Consider the following 18,135-nt stretch of genomic DNA (forward strand, 5'->3'; position numbering starts at 1 on the left):
ACGGCTTGTGCCCTTGTTTTATGTATATTGATTGTTATGAGAAGACCATGGCGCTATTCTCATCCCCATCATCTTCGTCCCAGACGAGCTTTTCCTCTCATGCATCCTCATTGATTCGTGTTGGGTTGCCCCTAGCGTTGTCTCAGCTTTCTGAAATGGCAATGGGTGTAACCGATACGGTTCTTTTGGGTGGATTAGGGGTTGAGGCATTAGCGGTTGGCGGAATTGTAAATAATTTCTTTTTTACAATTATGATTATGTTCCAGGCCATCCTAGGTGGTGTGGGGGTTATGTTATCGCATGGCCGCGGGGCACAAGAACATGGCCGTGATGTAAAGCATGATGGGCGTAGTATTGTAAGCGCGGGGTTTGTTTTAGCGGTAATCGTTTTTATCCCATGTTTCATTATATTATTGTGCGCAGGATATCTTTTTACGCTTATTGGTGAACCTACGGAAGTTATTCGGCAGGGTAACCGATTTATTCATATTTTACTGGTGTCGTTATTCCCAGACTTAGTGCTGATTGGGCTTTGTCGTGTTGCGTTGCCGTCGCTTGGCTATGAGCGGATTTTGCTCTGGACGATGCCGGTAATGGCCGTGTTGAATGGGTTTACGAATGCCACCTTCATTCATGGGTGGTTAGGATTTCCAGCCTATGGATTATTTGGCTCAGCACGTGCGACGACTCTAACAGGGTGGATCATTGGGATAGCTTTGGTTGTGATATGTTTATGTCACGCAGTAATTCGACCTGTTATGTGCCCTGTTCGCGTGCGGTGGGTTGTGTTGAAGGAGTTGTTAAAGCTTGGCTTGCCGATGATGGCGTCAGCGGGAGCTGAGCTCCTATTGTTTCAAATTGCAACATTACAAGCGGGACGGCTTGGCACACATAGTCTGGCGGCACATCAAATTGCTCTCAATACGTCGTCACTTTTATTTATGGTCTGTTTGGCGATTGGACAGGCAGCGAATGTTCGCGTTTCTTATTGGTTTGGTGCGGGGAAAAAAGACCAAGCACTGCGTTCAGCCATGGCGGCTTTGAGCTTGGTTCTGATGTGGACATTTGCGACTGGGTTGGTGTTGTTTTTTGTCCCTGGCAGCATTGCTCGCCTCTATTATACGGGCGCTCCTCCCGATGCAGAAACATTTGCGACAACGATCATTTTGCTGCGCATTGCTGGGATTTTCCAGATTGTTGACGGTATTCAGACAGTGTGTGGTGGGGCGTTACGTGGTTGCGGCGATGTCTTGGCTCCCATGCTGATTGGTGTATGCAGTTATGGGGTTTTGGGGGTTGGTTTGGGAAGTTGGTTGGCCTTCCACTGTCATTATGGTGTGGAAGGCCTATGGATCGGTCTAGCCTCAGGCTTAGGCGGGACTGCCTGTGCGTTGGGGATAAGGCTTTATCGTCTATTTTATTGTGGCGAGCCTCTAAACGCTAGTACGTCGCGCTAGTGCGATGGTTATCAGATAAATAATTAAGCCACTAACAGAGAAAATAGCGCCTCCCCAGCCAACAGCAGGTAGGCCCAGATGGGCATCAACCAGCATGGCGCCGAACCAAGCTCCTAAAGCGTTGGCCACATTGAAAGCGGAGTGATTGAGTGACGCGGCGAGCGTTTGGGCATTTCCGGCGTAATCAATAAGGCGAGATTGCATCGCCGGGCTCAGGATGATTGTTGCGGCGGGCAGGAAAAAACAAATAAAGAGCATCGCTCCTGCAGAGGGGAGAAAAATCCAGAAGCCGAGCATGAAGACGGTGCTCGCAACTAGCCCCCAGATTGTGGTGCGATCAAGGTTGCGGTCAATCATGGCACCGCCGAAAGCGTTACCAGCCACCATGCCACAGCCCCATATGACTTGGTAAAGTGTTATATACCAGTGACTGAGATGCGTTACACTTCCTAACGCGGAGGTCAAGAATGTATAAACGCCGAAGAGTCCTCCAAAGCCAATAGCTCCAGTGAGGAGTGTAAGAAGGACTTGAGGACGTGTAACAGCGTTTAGTTCAGAGAGAATATGAACATTTTTGTTGGGTTCATCGGCAGGGACGAAGATGTAAATGCCGAGAATACAAATAACCCCGAGCACGGCGAGTGTTGCGTAAACAACCTGCCAACTGAGATATTGGGTTGCGAATGTGCAAAGTGGGGAACCAATAACAGTCGAGATCATAATACCTGATAGAACTTGCCCGATAGCGCGTCCGCGGCGCGCCCGTTCTACCATGGAGGCTCCTGTAAGAGCTGCGATCCCAAAATAAGCACCGTGTGGTAGCCCCGTAATAAAACGCATGATCTCAATGGGGCCGAGCGTTGAACACAAAATCGTGCCGATATTCCCTATAATGAAAATAGCGAGGAGCCATAGGAGTAAGGTGCGGCGCGGGAGCCTCGCACCAATAACGGCCATCAAAGGAGCGCCGATCACAACTCCAAGAGCATAAGCTGAAATGACAGAGCTAGCTTTTGCAATCGGGAGGTTGAGTGAATGAGAAAAAGCAGGCAGCAAGCCCATCATCCCAAATTCGCCAGTACCAATTGTGAAGGTACCCAACATAAGGGCTAAAATAGCGGGCCTAATTCCATGAGGGGGGCGGAGGCGTTCGACTTCAATGGGTGGGGTGCTCATACGTATATATCCGAAATTGTCCGAGTGGTAATCTCTCAAGAGACCTTTAACGATGTGGTAGGGGGACTTCTCCGGTCCTATTCTTTTCTATGTGTGCATAAAGGATGAATGGTTGACAGAAAAGGGGGAGGCGTGTAACCGCGGAAGCACTGCTGGGAAAGTTGGGTTCCTGATGAGATCTAGGCATGTGCTGTGTATGTTTCTAGAATGTCTATAGGGGGTCCCGTTCTCTTTGATTTTTCAAAGGGAGCCTACCGGTGCAACAAAAGACTCACTGTGCAGCAAGGAGTGGGTCGGATCGAGAAATGCGGGTAAACCCATGTCGAAACGTATTCAGAGCAAATACAAAATTAACCGCCGCTTAGGCGTTAACTTGTGGGGGCGTGCGAAGTCTCCAGTAACACGCCGTGAGTATGGCCCTGGTCAGCACGGTCAGCGTCGTCGTCAGAAGCCCTCTGACTATTCTATTCAGTTGATGGCGAAGCAGAAGCTGAAGGGTTACTACGGTAACATTAGCGAGAAGCAGTTCCGTCGTTATTATGATGAGGCTGTGCGTCGTAAGGGCGATACGTCTGAGAATCTTATTGGTTTGCTAGAGCGTCGTTTGGATGCGGTTATCTACCGCCTGAAATTTGCTATGACGCCATTTGCCGCTCGCCAATTTGTGAGCCATGGTCATGTAACGGTGAATGGTCAGCGCGTTAACATTCCGTCTTACCTTGTCAAAGAAGGTGACGTGATTGAAGTACGCGAGAAGTCCAAGCAGTTAGCGGTTGTTCTGGATTCTGTTCAGAGCGCTGAGCGTGATGTTCCAGACTATATTGAAGTCGATCACCGCCAGATGAAGGGTACTTTCATCCGTACGCCGCTATTGTCTGATGTGCCTTATCCGGTGCAGATGGAGCCAAATCTGGTTATTGAGTTCTATTCTCGATAATAAGAGCGGTTTTCTTTTGTCTGCCGGGGCGCCGGGCGGTTTTTTCCGTCCGGCGTTTCTTGTTTTGCGCTGTGCTTTTAGGTAGGCCTGCATGTCTGATCTTCCTCACTCTGGTGATATTACTCAAGAAGTCACTCGTCGTCGTACGTTTGCCATTATCTCTCACCCCGATGCGGGTAAAACGACCCTGACAGAGCGTATTTTGCGTGCGGGTGGTGCTATTCAGATGGCGGGGAATGTTCGGGCTAAAGGAGAGCGCCGGCGAACGCGATCAGATTGGATGGGCATTGAGCGTGATCGTGGGATCTCGGTCGTGACATCGGTGATGACATTCAATTATGGCGGGTGTGTTTTTAACCTGCTTGATACGCCGGGGCATGAGGACTTTTCAGAAGATACCTATCGTACGTTAACAGCTGTTGATTGTGCGGTTATGGTGATTGACGCAGCAAAAGGCATTGAAGCACGGACACGTAAATTGTTCGAGATTTGCCGATTGCGCGATATTCCAATCGTGACATTCATCAATAAAATGGATCGTGAAGCGCAAGATTGTTTCGCTCTTCTTGATGAGATTGCGAGTACGTTGGCGCTGGATGTGTCTCCTGCAACATGGCCTGTGGGACGTGCTGCAAGTTTTGTGGGGACGTATGATTTACGAACCAAAACGCTGCATACGAAGGAAGTACTCCCAGAAGGGGATGAGCGTTTAATCGCACTTGAAGAAGAATGTTCTCTGGTTGAAGTAGCGCTTCCTGCATTTGAAAAAGAATTTTTTGATGAGGGGCATTTAACCCCTGTTTTCTTTGGTTCTGCGATGAAGGAAATTGGGGTAACGGATTTATTAGATGCCTTAGTAGCGTATGGCCCGCCACCGCGTACCCAATCGACAGAAACCCGGTCCGTCAAAGCGACAGAAGAGGGGGTCACAGCGCTTGTGTTCAAAATTCAGGCGAATATGGACCCTAATCATCGGGACCGTATGGCTTTTGCACGCGTTTGTTCGGGTCGTTTAATGCGTGGAATGAGGCTTAAGCATGTGCGTAGCGGTAAACAATTTGCGCTGCATACACCGCAATTCTTTTTTGCGCAGGATCGTCAGCTTGTTGAGGAAGCTTTTGCGGGAGATGTTGTAGGGTTACCTAATCATGGGACATTGCGGATTGGTGACACGTTGACCGAAGGTGAAGATCTTCGTTTCACAGGGGTGCCTTATTTTGCTCCAGAGATTTTGCGTCGTGTCCGTTTAGATGATGCCATGAAAGCAAAGAAGCTTCGCCAGGCCTTGGTGCAATTGGCAGAAGAGGGGGTTGTTCAGCTTTTCCAGCCGCATGATGGTTCACCACCTATTGTCGGTGTTGTTGGAACGTTGCAGCTTGATGTTTTGCAATCGCGTCTGCAGGCTGAATATAAAGTGCCTGTCGGTTTTGAAAGCTCACCTTATACAATGGCGCGTTGGATTGTAGGGGATAAAGCCGCATTAGAGAAATTTATTGCAACCAATCGTACCGCAATGGCTGATGACTTAGATGGTGATCCGGTATTCTTGGCAAGTTCAGGCTTCATGATGAATCGTGCCGCTGAAATGAATGAAGCATTAAAATTCCATGATATTAAACAAATCGGGATGGTAGCCTCTTAATTCTTAGTAGATGGAGAGATTTTATTGTTGAGAAATCTCTCCATTTTCATTGTTGTGTCCAGACGCTCTCAAGGAAATCTCAGTAATACAGAAACAGGGCAATGGTCAGACAATGTGGCTGTGTATGGGGGGTCATCACGGTAGGTCATGACACGCAGGCTATTAGGGACAAGCCAAAAAGACGCTTGATGACCTAAAAGGATATGATCGATAAATTTTTCTCCGCCTTGGCAAGGGCTGGCGTAGCCAGCCGTTGCCAAGGTGAGAGGAGTGTCCTGCATAATATTTGTCATGAGCGGATCGTGCAGTGTAAGACGACGGTTAAAATCACCAAGTATCATAAAGGGAGTGCCGTCATCTAATCGATCTAAGATCCATTCCTCAATAATATGAAACTGTTGATAAAGGGTTGGGCAAGAATGTTTATGATCGTTAAGAGGACGTGACCAGCAGCCTGTTTTCAAATGAACAACAAGTATTCTTAATGATATCTCATTAAAATGAAATGTAATATCAAGACCACTGCGTAATGGATGATGCATTCCAGGGTGTAGGATATTAAGAGATTTAAGTTCAGGGTTGCGTGTCACGTTAAGGCCACGCCGGAAGGCTAACCCGACATGCTGAGGGATAGGATCATCCGTTAAAAAAATACGATATTGTTCTGGGTCGAAGAGACGTTGGATGGCGTCTTGGTCATCAACTTCTTGGAAAGCGATAATGTCGCTATTCAGTTTTTGTGCGTAATGGCGCAGGCGTGAAAAGTCATAGGCTGTACGAAGAGGTACATCGGGGGGCAGGGCTTCGTCACGAGGAGAGTGTGTTGTAAGCCAATCGAGATTCCACGTCGTGATTTTAAATGTGTGAGGTTCTGCATGTAGGGGGGGTGAGATACAGAGTATCAAAAAAATAAAGCCTCTCATAATGATATATAAGAGGCTCATAGGCTGAATATTATTCACTATTCAAACTTATGCATTTTTTTTGGCAGTTTTTTTTAGTTCTGCAATGACATCACTGACAGGGCGTGATGCACGGCTTTGTTCATCTAAGACAAGGATCTCGCCTTTTTTGATGTCATAATACCATCCTTGAATGGTGAGTTCACCACGCGCTAAAGCTCCTGCGACGACAGGGTGTGTGCGTAGATGTGTGAGCTGTAACAGAACGTTTGATTCTGCCAAAGACTTGATGTCGGCAGGTCCTGCATCTTCTGCTTTCAATCCACGCATAGCGGCATAGGCAGCTTCAGAATTGCGAAGCCAGCGTTTTACAGTTGGCATCTTTTCGAGTTTAGGAGAATTCAAATCAAGAAGAGCGTTCATAGCACCGCAATTAGAATGGCCACAAACAACAATATTTTTTACTTTGAGGGCACCAACGGCATATTCGATAGCCGATGATACAGCACCGATCATTTCGCCATAGGCGGGGACAATATTACCAACGTTACGAATAAGGAATAATTCGCCAGGCTCTGTTTGTGTGATCATGCTTGGGCTGATACGGCTATCAGCGCATGTTATGAACAGTGTTGGCGGGGTTTGGTCATAAGCGAGACTTTCGAAAAGATTTACATTTTCTGGGTAAACATCTTTTTCGAAAGTTTGGACACCCTCTAGGAGCTCCAAGAGTGTATTGCGGTGAAAGGACATGTTTGTGAGCCTTTGGTCAAGAGAAACATGCGTGTCTAACCATGAGATACGACACCAGTATTATTTCTTCGTGCAGTATTGTGGACAAAAAATGGCACATTAAAATAAATGTTAATGTGTGCGGAAGCCTCTTCGCGACGTTATGACTTCCGCACCATCGTGAATGGCCAGAGTTTACGAGAGCTGTGATAGCCGTTCGCGAATCATCGCGAAGACTTCTTTTTCTGCCGTATGTGCGCCACCAGCTTGAGCCATATCGGGGCGACCACCACCACCTTTTCCTCCCATGATAGGAGAAGCAGCCCGAACGAGATCCACTGCGCTGATTCGATCGGTCAGATCTTTGGTGACCGCAATCACGATATTTCCGCGGTCATTAGCTCCGCTGATAAGAGCAACCACCCCTGAGCCGATCTGCTGTGTCAAGCTGTCAGCTAACCCTTTAAGATCACGTGGGTTTACATCATCTAGCAGACGAGCGGTTAGGGTAATCCCATTGATGGTCTCATTATGACCAGCATTCGATCCCGTGGCGAGTTTATGCTGGAGAGAGGAGATTTGCGCGTTAAGGGCTTTACGCTCCTCAAGAAGAGCCACAAGTCGGTGAGGGGCTTCAGAAGGCGTTACTTTGAGAAGATCAGCCACTTCATTGAGAAGTGTTTCAGTGGTGTTGATATTCTGCTCTGCACTGCTTCCACAAACAGCTTCAATGCGTCGCACGCCAGAAGATACACCTGTTTCGGAAACAATCCGAAATAGGCCAATCTCACCGAGCCGCTCTACGTGTGTTCCACCACAAAGCTCAATAGAATAAGCCGAACGTTCGTTATCACCACGTCCCATGGAAACAACGCGCACTTCATCACCGTATTTCTCACCGAAAAGAGCCATAGCGCCTTCAGCACGCGCTTGATCAGGAGACATTAAGCGCGTTTCAACAGGACTGTTTTCACGAATGCGTGCATTTACTTCAGCTTCAATCGAGGTCAGCTCTTCCTGCGTCAGAGGGCGAGGCTGACTGATGTCAAAGCGGAGGCGATCCGGCGCATTGAGACTGCCTTTTTGCGTAACATGCTCACCGATTTGACGGCGTAAAGCTTCGTGTAACAAATGAGTGGCAGAGTGATGCGCTCGTACGGCGCTACGACGTTGATGGTTAACAGAAGCTCGGACAGTCATCCCAGGTTTTAAGGAACCTTCAACGACATGGCCGTAATGGACAATAAGATCGCCATTTTTCTTCTGAGTATCCGTAATATTAACAACGACCCCTGGTGCCGTTAAGGTGCCATGATCACCGACCTGACCGCCACTTTCACCGTAAAAAGGTGTTTGATTGAGAATGATGGTGACGTCTTGACCTTTTGGCGCCTCGGCTAGCTCATCATTGCCTCTGAAAATAGCTTGAACTTCGGCATCAGCTTCTTCAGTGACATAGCCAAAAAATTCTGTAGCGCCGAAGCGGTCACGTGCATCGAACCAAACAGTCTCAACGGTGGTATCACCAGACCCAACCCAAGCCGCACGTGCACGCTGACGTTGTTCTTTCATGGCATCTTCAAAGCCAGAAACGTCAACAAAGTGGCCACGTTCACGTAGCACGTCCTGCGTTAAATCGAGAGGGAAACCGAATGTATCATATAGTTTAAATGCAACATCCCCAGGGAGTGTTCCTTGGCTTGGGAGGTGCTCCATTTCATCATCAAGCAAGGCAAGGCCACGGGTGAGCAGCGCTGCAAAACGTTCTTCCTCACCACGCATGGTCTCGGTGATGAGTGATTGATGGCGACTCAATTCAGGATAGGCGTGGCCCATTTGCTGAATGAGTGCGGGAAGGAGCTTATAAAAAACAGGTTCTTTAGCGCCCATAATGTGGAGATGACGCATCGCACGGCGCATGATTCGCCGCAGAACGTAGCCCCGTCCTTCGCGTGAAGGAAGAACACCATCAGAGATCAGGAAAGCTGTCGAACGGAGATGATCCGCTACAACACGATGGCTTGTTTTAAAACGGCCATCGGCATCTTGATGGAGTGTTTCGGCAGAAGCTTCGATGAGAGCACGGAGTGTGTCTGTGTCGTAATTATCTTGTTTTCCTTGCATAATGGCTGCAAAACGCTCAAGCCCCATGCCAGTATCAATAGAAGGATGTGGCAAAAGGCTACGCTTTCCGCCAGATTCTTCTAAAAATTGCATAAAAACAAGATTCCAGATTTCGACAAATCGGTCTCCATCCTCATCCGGGCTACCGGGAGGGCCTCCTGCGATAGAGGGACCGTGATCGTAGAAAATTTCGGAAGAGGGACCACATGGACCTGTATCTCCCATGCGCCAAAAATTATCGGCGGTAGCGATACGAATAATTTTTTCGTCGGGCAATCCTGCGATTTTACGCCAGAGCGCCGCGGCCTCGTCATCATCAGCATAAACAGTGACAAGTAGTTTTTCTGTAGGGATTTTGAAACCTTTTGTCAGGAGGTTCCACGCAAATTCAATAGCTTCAGCTTTAAAGTAATCACCAAAGCTGAAATTCCCCATCATTTCAAAAAAGGTGTGATGGCGCGCCGTATAACCGACGTTATCGAGATCGTTATGTTTTCCACCTGCGCGAACAACTTTTTGAGCTGTTGTTGCACGTTTATGCGATGGCGTTTCTTGCCCTGTAAAAATATTTTTGAAAGGCACCATCCCTGCATTTGTGAATAGCAACGTCGGGTCATTTTGCGGGACCAGAGAGGCTGAGGGGCGAATTTGATGCCCGTGTGAGGCAAAATAATCGAGGAAAATGGAGCGGATGTCGTTGGTACTGGTCATGGCTGTAAGGTATCTGGTCCCGGATAAAAGCAGGCATAATCCTGCTATCGTAGCGGATTGTAACGTCCTTGAAAATGGGATGCCATCAAAGATGCTCGAGTATTCTTTATGAATGCGTTAATTCAAAATAATTCTCATTTAGATCATCAAATAAAATCTAAATACTGTTTGGTGTATTAGTATGCGAAAGAGATGTTGTTTTAGATGAAAAAACAAATTTACGGCAGAGCGTAAAGTTAACAAACATTCCGCATAGTGTTCCGCATAGAAGAGCAATAACGGGCCATTCTTGCGTCAATGGGATGAGGGATAAAGCGAGAAATACCGCACCGCGATTCAGGACAAAACCAGGGAGGTTAGCGAGGAGAAAGCGCCCCCATTGCTTTGCAGAATTATAGCAAGTTTGATTTTCTCGACGAAAGGTCCATAGGCGATTGAGGAGCCAAGTACCACTTGCTGCAATGCCGTAAGCAAGAAGGGCTGCGATCTTTAACGTAACAACACCGCATAACAGCATCGTGCTGCACCAATCCATTGTAAACCCTACGACACCGACAACACCAAATTGAAAAAATTGTTGAACTAATGTGAAGAGCGTACGGAAGGGAGGCACAGTCATCAGGATTCTTTCGTGTGCAAAAAGATCGTAACGGCAGGAAGGCTATATGAAATCGGTCATAAAAAATAGGGGCACCAACTGGTACCCCTACTTTTATAATAGCCTGCTTCGTATCATAGATCTCAAACTGAATTACTTCAGGATGATCTCAACACGACGGTTCTGAGGCTCACGAGTGTTCTTAGCTGTAGCAACCAATGGGTTGGCATCACCATAACCATGGATGCTGATAGCGCTAGAAGGAACACCATCACGAACCAATTCAGCCTTTACGCTGCTTGCACGGCGCTCAGATAGACCCAGGTTGTAACGATCACCACGTGGGCCGGGATGTGCTGCAGAGTTATCGGTGTAACCGTTAACTTCGATGCGTGTCGTCCGGACGTGTGTTGAAGCCTGAGCTGCTTGAGCAACGATCTGGCGAGCACGTGCCGTCAGGTTAGCGTTATCCCAGTCAAAGAACACGAGGTAGGTACGTGCTGCTGTTGGAGCAGGTGGTACGACAACGTGTGGAGCTGGTGGTGGTGGTGGTGGTGCATTGTTAAAGGCATAACGCAGTCCGAGGATGAACTGGTGCGTATAACGCGTGCCCATCACGACCTTCTGGCCCATCTCGTTGTGGTAATGCCCTTTATTCACACCAGAATTGCTGCCTGTCTGGGCAATGAAGCGGTACTGAGTGGTCAGAGCAAGGCCAGGCACGCCTGGGATGTCGTAAGCAGCACCGACAATAGCCTGTGCAGCAAAACCACCGGCCGTTGACTTCATAGCAGACTCGTTAACAAGAGATGGGCGGTTGCGAACCCCCATACCGTGCTTGCCGGAGCCATATTGCTGCCAGAGGTAACCAGCACCGATACCAACGAATGGTGTAACCGGAGAATTAATACCGAACTGGTTCAGATCGATATCATACAGAACGTTCAGGAAGCCACCGTAACCCTGGTCACGACCATAGGCGCGGCGCGTGTTGCTGGGGTTTACGCCACTGATTCGTCTGTTATAGGTTTGGTTGTAAGTACCTTCGATCTCTACGCGAAGGCCATTACCGAAGCCCCAACCGGTTGACAGGTAACCATTGAAACCTGGGCCGTGTTTAATTCTACCACGGTCCCCGGACTCGTAATGGGCTTTCTGTTTCTGAACCAGGTTGTAACCTGCGCCCAAGTCAACGTATGGACCGGTGATCGTGCTGGCCATGGCAAGCGACGGTGCAGCAACCATCGAGGTCATGGCGAGAAGTGCTGTACGGATACGCATTCTTACTCGTCCTTGTTGTAAAAGCATGGGGTTAACTCATCGAGAAAAACATTTGAAAGTGTTTTAAATACCCGATGTAACCCATGGCTAAGATAATAGTGTAAAACTGTATTAAGTAGAAGGGGATATTATCAAACTTATGCTTGAAGGACCTACCAGGTTGCAAAAAAGTCACACCGTGCGCAATGTGGCGAAAATAAGGTTAGTAAAGGGAAAGTAGTGGCGCTCCCTCTACCTTTGTTTTGACTATAAACACCCTTCTTCTTTTAGGAGGGCTTTTACTTCCGTCATATTTATATCAGAGTGTGTAAAGGCCTTTCCGATACCGTGAAGAAGGACAAATTTGATACGACCGTCATAGGCTTTCTTGTCATGCATCATATGTGCAATAAGATCATCCGCCTTCAGAGGGTGCGGGAGATCTGACGGATGGCATGGCATTGAGAGAGCGTGAAGGTGGTTATCAAGACGGATTAGATCTTTTTTGGGGGCAAAACCCATACGCACAGAAAGAGCTAATGCCATGTGGAGGCCAATTGAAACGGCTTCACCATGTAGAAGGCGCCCGTCATAGTGGAATTCTGCTTCAAAAGCATGTGCAAAGGTATGGCCAAGATTTAAAAGGGCACGGCCGCCACTTGATGCTTGCTCGCGTTCGTCTTGTGTAACAATGCGTGTTTTAAAGACGCATGCTTTATGAACAGCTTCTTCGAGCTTTTCATGATCTCCGTCTAAGACGGCTTGTCCATGATGTTCACACCATTCAAAAAGTGTGAGATCGGCAATAAGACCAGATTTAACAATTTCTGCGTAGCCTGCGACGAGCTGTCGACGAGGAAGGGTTGTTAAAACGTTTGTATCTGCAAGAACAAGATGCGGTTGCCAGAAGGCACCGATAAGATTCTTTCCTGCTGTTGCGTTAATTCCCGTTTTCCCGCCAACGGAACTATCAACTTGTGCAAGAAGAGTCGTTGGTATTTGGATAAAGGGCAAGCCGCGTAAGGCAGTTGCTGCGATGAAGCCAGCAAGATCACCAACAACACCACCGCCTAAGGCAATGATTGTTGTGTGACGGTCGATCCCTAAGGTAAGTAATTTTTCCATAAGGGTGGAGTAATGTTGTAGTGATTTACTGCCTTCACCTGGGGGAATACGTAAAATGGTTAAGTGACTATCTGTCGTCGATATTGCGGATTCTAACGTTTTTAAATGAAGAGGTGCAACGGTCTCATCCGTTATAATAAAGGCATGGCGAGATTTAAGATGTGGAACTAAAAGAGAAGCGGCGCGTTCCAGAAGGGCGCTTCCTATGAGGATATCATAAGAATGATGGGAAAGGTGTACGTGAACGCGCTGCGGAGGGATGAAATTTTGCAGGGCATCATGAATAGCTTGTACACCTTGATCCATAGATTCTTCTCCGAAATGAACAGTGATATTAGCTTGAGCGTATAGAGGGTAGCGCTGGTGGGCGAGACGCGTGAGGGTGTCTCTTGGGTCTTGGTGTTGCAATAATGGCCGTGTGTTACGGCTATGGTGGAGACGTTTGAGGATAACGTCCACAGGCACATGGAGCCAAACAGTACATGTTGACGGTGTGTTACGAATGGCTTGACGCGTTTTTTCATTCATCCAAGCGCCACCGCCTGTGGCTAAAACGCACGGTCCTGTATTCAGCAATCGATTGATAACGCGGTACTCTCCTTCACGGAAAAACGCTTCCCCATGTTGAGAGAATATGTCAGCAACACTCGCGCCTGCGGCTTTTTCGACTTCAACGTCTGTATCAATGAAAGGAATACCGTAACGTTGTGCGAGAAGGCGGCCGAGTGTCGTTTTCCCGGCGCCCATTAAACCAATCAAAATGATTATGCGGGGCGGAGGTGATTCTTTAGAAAGAGCTGACATAGGTTCTTTTCTATCATGGGAGAAAGGCCTTATCATAGGGCGTTTTTGAAGGAAATCTGCTTCTATTTTGTAGAGGAATAGTTATAGCTCTTTCGAAGAGACAGAGTCGTAAAGGGATGAAAGTATTTATGTCGCGTTCTATACGTTTACTGGCAGTTGCCGGAGTGATGTTGGTTGTTGTTTTAGGAGGGGCTGTAACGTATTTGGGGCAAGCACAACCTCCGACTGTCACGATGGTGCATCATGTCATAACGCCAGTAGGAGGTGGAGAGGCAGCCAACGCCGGTGTGACATTACCAGATGTGCCAGGAACAGGGCATTAAGATAGGTGGCCGCAATAAGAGAACGTCTTGTTATAGGAACGGGACTTATTGATGCCTTTCAAGAAATGTTGGCTTCTGAACGTGCAGCGGCACTGCGTACGCGTCTGGCCTATCGAGCTGATTTAGAAGATTTTGTAAATTGGTTGGGGCCGCGGAATCTGGCTAATGTCAGCGCAATGGACGTACAGTCATATTTTGTTGAAAAAGGCCGTGAAGGGCTTGCTGTGCGTTCCCAGGCGCGTCGTCTCTCTGCGCTTAGGCAGTTTTTCCGTTTTCTTATCCAAGAAAATATTCGACAGGATGATCCAACGGTTGATCAGCCGATGCCGGGTTATCGTGCTGGTTTGCCGCATCCTTTGAGTGAAGCAGAGGTAACGCTCTTACTAGAGGAAGGAACACGAGGTCATGATGATCCTCGGCGTGATCTCGTAGCGCGTGCTGCTTTGGAGCTTTTATATACAACGGGGTTGCGAATCTCAGAGCTTCTCATGTTGCCTGCATCATGTGTGCAACGGCAGGAAGGCATGTTGCTGGTGCGGGGTAAGGGTGGCAGAGAGAGGCTTGTACCGTTTTCTCTGGGGGCAAGAGAAGCCGCAACAGCTCTCGTAAATTATGATGCCATTTTGGATAGTCCATGGCTTTTCCCAGGTCGGAAACCACAGCGTCCTTTAACGCGGCAGGGGTTTGATAAGATTCTGCAGGCTTGTGCTTTAAAGGTGGGTTTTGATCCGAGTCGTGTGACGCCCCATGTGTTGCGTCATTCATTCGCGACACATCTTTTGAATCGTGGTGCAGATTTACGCGCTCTTCAGATGCTTCTGGGGCATGTCGATATTGCGACGACCCAAATCTATACTCAGGTCATGGGTGAGCGTTTGAAGGATATTGTGCGGCAGCATCATCCCCTAAGCGACGCATAAAGAAGAAAGAATATCTCGGAACGCAATTGGCGCATAGTGGATTGCGGGGGATGGAGTCCGTGCACGCCATGAAGGTCATTTAAGGACTGTTGCCTCCAGCGGACTCATGTTATTCAGTGGCCCCATGCGCCAGTTTCTAGATTTTGAAAAATCAGTTGCCGAGCTTGAAACCAAGATTGACGAACTTCGTCAGGTGAGTTTTCGGGAAGATGATACGGTTCATCATGGAGTAGATATCGATGATGATGTCGTGCGACTTTCTGAAAAAGCCGATAAGCAGCTGCGTGTCCTATACAGTAAATTAACCCCGCTACAGAAAGTACAAGTGGCGCGGCATGAGCAGCGGCCCCATGCGCTTGATTACATTCAGGCGATCACAACGGAGTTTACACCGTTGGCGGGAGACCGCGTGTTTGGTGATGACCAGGCTTTGATTGGTGGTCTTGCACGCTTCCGGGGGCAGCCTGTTGTTGTATTAGGCAACGAACGCGGTGCCGATACGGAAAGCCGAATCAAGCATAATTTTGGTATGGCACGCCCAGAGGGTTATCGTAAGGCACAACGTCTTATGAAGCTGGCTGAGCGCTTTGGTCTGCCCATTTTAAGTTTTGTTGATACGGCAGGGGCATGGCCTGGGATTGATGCTGAAGCACGTGGTCAGGCTGAGGCTATCGCACGTTCTATTGACGTGTGCTTAAGCGTGAATGTACCCGTTATTGCGACAATCATCGGAGAAGGTGGTTCGGGCGGGGCGATCGCGCTGGCTGCAGCTGACCGTGTATTGATGCTTGAGCATTCTATCTATTCAGTGATTTCGCCAGAAGCGGCAGCATCGATTCTTTGGCGTGATCCGAAATTAGCGCCGACCGCGGCTGAAGCTCTGAAGCTCACAGCGCAAGATCTCAAGCGGTTGGGATTAATTGACCAAATTATTGCAGAGCCTGTTGGCGGAGCACAACGCTTGCCAGCACAAGCCATTGCGAGTGTTGCAGAGGTTGTCGCGGCTGAATTGTCTGTTTTACTGAAGCTTTCAGGCGAAGCCTTAAAAGCAAAACGGAGGGAGCGCTTCCTTGCCATGACGCGTTCCTAGAGGGAACGCGTCAGCTTCTAAGCTTCACGTTTTTTCTGATAGAGCGGGTTCTCCTTCAATTGGGAGAAGGTCGGTGCCGGCGATAAGTTTTTGTAACGCATTGCCGGCATTTTCTACTTGTGTGGCGTCATACCCTTTTGCAACGAGGGCGACGCCGTGCCTTCCCTGGCGTTCAAAAGGGTATGACCCGAGGTCGATAGTAGGGAATTCGCTTTGTAGAAGTGTAAGACCTTGAGCAATCTCGCCTTCATACAGATTCTCCGCATACCATGTGCGCGATATAAGGGGAGAGCCTGAGCTTAGCTGAGGGACAAGCCATTGAACCATTGCAGCGAAAATACGTGGAACCCCAGCCATAACGTGTACATTGCCAAGAGAAAAGCCAGGAGCCGTTGAAACGCTATTCTCGATTGGAGAGGCTCCTTCTGGTAGCCAAGCCATCCGTTGTCGCGTTTCATTAAAAGCATCTGGTTTAAAAAGAGCTTTCAATTTTTGAAAACTCTCTTCATGACATACGAGGCCGACACCAAAGGCTTCGGCAATGCAGGAGGTTGTAATGTCATCGTGCGTTGGTCCGATTCCACCGCTGGTAAAGACAAAATCAAACCGTGCGCGACATTCGCTAACCGTTGTGATGATAATTTCTCGTTGGTCAGGAATTATTCTTACTTCAGCGAGACGAATTCCTTGGTTATTCAGGGCGTGAGCGAGAACTTGCGTATTAGTTTCTTGGGTGCGGCCTGAAAGAATTTCGTTGCCAATGACAACGAAACACGCTGCTTTGGGGGACATAAGAGAGCTCCGACATCTCCTGAAAATGGAATGAGCAGTGTAAGCTCTTCGACAGATGCACGGAAGTGCTCATTGATTATAGGGTGGACGATATCATGTTTGACTACCACAAACCGACATGCCTTTCAGATTTTCGTGCCTTATTAGGGGAAGGTCCAGTATGGATTGCTGGAGAGAACTCTTTTTATTTTGTCGATATTTTAAATAGATCTGTGCATCGTTATACGCTTGGGACGGGGGAGCTTAAGAGTTGGGAAATGCCCAATCGTGCTGGCTTTCTCCTCCCTGTTGCAGATGGAACGTTTCTTGCTGGGCTGGCTGATGGGCTCCATAGGTTTGACCCAAAAACGGGATATTGTGCCCATGCATGCACGGTAGAGCCGGAAGATGAAGGCAATCGTTTGAATGATGGATGCGTCGATCGACAGGGACGTATTTGGTTTGGTACCATGGATGATGGAGAGACGCGCGATAGTGGTTCTCTGTATCGTGTAGAGCAACATGGCGGGGAGTTAGAGGTTTCTCATTGGGATAGTGGATATACGGTCTCCAATGGTCCAGCTTTATCGCCGTGTGGAAAATTGCTTTATGCATGTGACAGCCCACATCAGCGAGTTTATGTGTTTGATGTCGATGACAAAGGAAGTTTGACAAATAAACGTGTCTTCGTAACCTTTACGAAAGGTTATCCAGATGGTGTCACTGTTGATAGTCAGGGGAACATTTGGTGTGGGACATGGGGTGGCGCGCAAGTAACGCGTTTCCGTCCTGATGGAACGGAAATGGAACCTATTCCATTGCCGGTTTCAAATGTTACGAAAGTCGCTTTTGGTGGTGAAGATTTGCGTACGGTTTTTGTAACAACGGCGCGAAAGGGACTTTCGGAGGACGAATTAACGAAAGAACCTCAAGCAGGAGGGGTTTTTGCTTTTAGGACGGATATTCCCGGCCAGGAGCAGCACAGCTTTCGTTTGAAGTAATGGAACGAATGAGAAGAAGAATCTTCTTCTCATTCTGAAAGAATGATTAACCCTTAAGATATTGCTGTAATTTGGGGATAAGAGGAAGGTCAGGCTTGGGCATCGAATAGCTGTGCAATGTGTCAAGCGGTGCCCAGCGTAGTGTCTGCTTTTCACGTCCAACGGGTTCTCCTTCCCAGTGGCGAATAATATAAATTGGCATGAGTAAGTGGAATGTTGAGCAGTCTTCGCTAACAAAAGTAAATGGCTCTAGATTATTTGGCGATACTGTAATGCCAATTTCCTCATTGAGCTCGCGTATGAGTGCGGCTTCTGGTGATTCTGTTGGCTCAACTTTCCCGCCGGGGAACTCCCAATAGCCTGCAAGAGGTTTCCCTTCAGGGCGTTGTGCCAGGAGGACGGCTCCATTTTCTTTAGAGACGAGAACGCCAGCCGAAACGAGGAGTGTGCGGGAGCGGAATGGAGTAGGCATACGAGATTCCGAGAATGAAATGTGTGTTCTTGGGGATAACACATAAAGGAATGCGCTCTTTATGCCACAGATAAGAATGGAAAATGAAGA

The 18,135-nt window shown here is 48.2% G+C and carries 16 protein-coding genes; 7 read left to right on the forward strand and 9 right to left on the reverse strand.

Annotated elements, in window-relative coordinates:
• Window positions 1-47: 47 nt before the first annotated feature.
• Window positions 48-1,457 carry an MATE family efflux transporter gene (locus GS501_RS03195; RefSeq protein ID WP_160830407.1) on the forward strand — a complete coding sequence of 470 codons (1,410 nt, stop codon included), beginning with the start codon at window positions 48-50 and terminating at the stop codon, window positions 1,455-1,457.
• Here the strand turns inward: GS501_RS03195 and GS501_RS03200 are convergent.
• Complete coding sequence (locus GS501_RS03200; protein WP_160830408.1) at window positions 1,434-2,633, reverse strand: MFS transporter; 1,200 nt, start codon at window positions 2,631-2,633, stop codon at window positions 1,434-1,436. The two genes, GS501_RS03195 and GS501_RS03200, sit on opposite strands and share 24 nt — an antisense overlap.
• 319 nt (window positions 2,634-2,952) lie before the next feature.
• On the opposite strand from GS501_RS03200, the gene rpsD reads away from it, so the two are divergent.
• Both rpsD and GS501_RS03210 read left to right on the forward strand, forming a co-directional pair.
• Complete coding sequence (gene rpsD, locus GS501_RS03205; RefSeq protein WP_160830409.1) at window positions 2,953-3,570, forward strand: 30S ribosomal protein S4; 618 nt, start codon at window positions 2,953-2,955, stop codon at window positions 3,568-3,570.
• Between the two features lie 91 nt (window positions 3,571-3,661).
• Window positions 3,662-5,212, forward strand: a complete 1,551-nt coding sequence (locus GS501_RS03210; protein ID WP_160830410.1) for a peptide chain release factor 3 — start codon at window positions 3,662-3,664, stop codon at window positions 5,210-5,212.
• Window positions 5,213-5,280: 68 nt separating this feature from the next.
• Here GS501_RS03210 and GS501_RS03215 read toward each other — a convergent pair whose 3' ends face one another.
• The 6 genes from GS501_RS03215 to aroB form a co-directional block, all read right to left on the reverse strand.
• Window positions 5,281-6,117 (reverse strand): endonuclease/exonuclease/phosphatase family protein, encoded by an 837-nt coding sequence (locus tag GS501_RS03215; protein WP_237442375.1) that lies wholly within the window; start codon window positions 6,115-6,117, stop codon window positions 5,281-5,283.
• Window positions 6,118-6,183: 66 nt separating this feature from the next.
• Window positions 6,184-6,867: a carbonic anhydrase gene (locus GS501_RS03220; protein WP_160830411.1), complete on the reverse strand. Its 684-nt coding sequence runs from the start codon at window positions 6,865-6,867 to the stop codon at window positions 6,184-6,186.
• A 174-nt stretch (window positions 6,868-7,041) separates the two neighbouring features.
• Window positions 7,042-9,681, reverse strand: coding sequence for an alanine--tRNA ligase (alaS, locus tag GS501_RS03225; RefSeq protein WP_160830412.1), 2,640 nt, complete (start codon window positions 9,679-9,681; stop codon window positions 7,042-7,044).
• A 157-nt stretch (window positions 9,682-9,838) separates the two neighbouring features.
• Window positions 9,839-10,300 (reverse strand): GtrA family protein, encoded by a 462-nt coding sequence (locus GS501_RS03230; RefSeq protein WP_160830413.1) that lies wholly within the window; start codon window positions 10,298-10,300, stop codon window positions 9,839-9,841.
• 132 nt (window positions 10,301-10,432) lie between these two features.
• Window positions 10,433-11,560 (reverse strand): OmpA family protein, encoded by a 1,128-nt coding sequence (locus tag GS501_RS03235; protein ID WP_160830414.1) that lies wholly within the window; start codon window positions 11,558-11,560, stop codon window positions 10,433-10,435.
• 246 nt (window positions 11,561-11,806) lie between these two features.
• The gene (gene aroB / locus GS501_RS03240; RefSeq protein ID WP_160830415.1) at window positions 11,807-13,468 is read right to left on the reverse strand and encodes a 3-dehydroquinate synthase; all 1,662 of its coding nucleotides are present in this window, start codon (window positions 13,466-13,468) and stop codon (window positions 11,807-11,809) included.
• Between the two features lie 128 nt (window positions 13,469-13,596).
• On the opposite strand from aroB, the gene GS501_RS03245 reads away from it, so the two are divergent.
• The 3 genes from GS501_RS03245 to GS501_RS03255 all read left to right on the forward strand — a co-directional run bounded on the left by GS501_RS03245 (window position 13,597) and on the right by GS501_RS03255 (window position 15,801).
• On the forward strand, window positions 13,597-13,791 hold the full coding sequence (locus GS501_RS03245) for a hypothetical protein (RefSeq protein WP_160830416.1): 195 nt from the start codon (window positions 13,597-13,599) through the stop codon (window positions 13,789-13,791).
• A gap of 65 nt (window positions 13,792-13,856) precedes the next feature.
• Entirely contained in the window at window positions 13,857-14,711 is an 855-nt protein-coding gene (locus GS501_RS03250; protein WP_160830680.1) for a tyrosine recombinase, read from the forward strand.
• 124 nt (window positions 14,712-14,835) lie between these two features.
• A complete protein-coding gene (locus tag GS501_RS03255) occupies window positions 14,836-15,801 on the forward strand; it encodes an acetyl-CoA carboxylase carboxyltransferase subunit alpha (protein ID WP_160830417.1) in 966 nt (321 codons plus the stop codon).
• A gap of 24 nt (window positions 15,802-15,825) precedes the next feature.
• On the opposite strand, the gene GS501_RS03260 is transcribed toward GS501_RS03255, so the two are convergent.
• The gene (locus GS501_RS03260) at window positions 15,826-16,593 is read right to left on the reverse strand and encodes a molybdopterin-binding protein (protein ID WP_160830418.1); all 768 of its coding nucleotides are present in this window, start codon (window positions 16,591-16,593) and stop codon (window positions 15,826-15,828) included.
• Between the two features lie 95 nt (window positions 16,594-16,688).
• Here GS501_RS03260 and GS501_RS03265 point away from each other — a divergent pair, with 95 nt between their 5' ends.
• The gene (locus tag GS501_RS03265) at window positions 16,689-17,573 is read left to right on the forward strand and encodes an SMP-30/gluconolactonase/LRE family protein (protein WP_160830419.1); all 885 of its coding nucleotides are present in this window, start codon (window positions 16,689-16,691) and stop codon (window positions 17,571-17,573) included.
• A gap of 46 nt (window positions 17,574-17,619) precedes the next feature.
• On the opposite strand, the gene GS501_RS03270 is transcribed toward GS501_RS03265, so the two are convergent.
• On the reverse strand, window positions 17,620-18,045 hold the full coding sequence (locus GS501_RS03270; RefSeq protein WP_160830420.1) for a (deoxy)nucleoside triphosphate pyrophosphohydrolase: 426 nt from the start codon (window positions 18,043-18,045) through the stop codon (window positions 17,620-17,622).
• Between the last annotated feature and the right edge of the window lie 90 nt (window positions 18,046-18,135).

The organism is Saccharibacter sp. 17.LH.SD (assembly GCF_009834805.1).
GTDB lineage: Bacteria > Pseudomonadota > Alphaproteobacteria > Acetobacterales > Acetobacteraceae > Saccharibacter.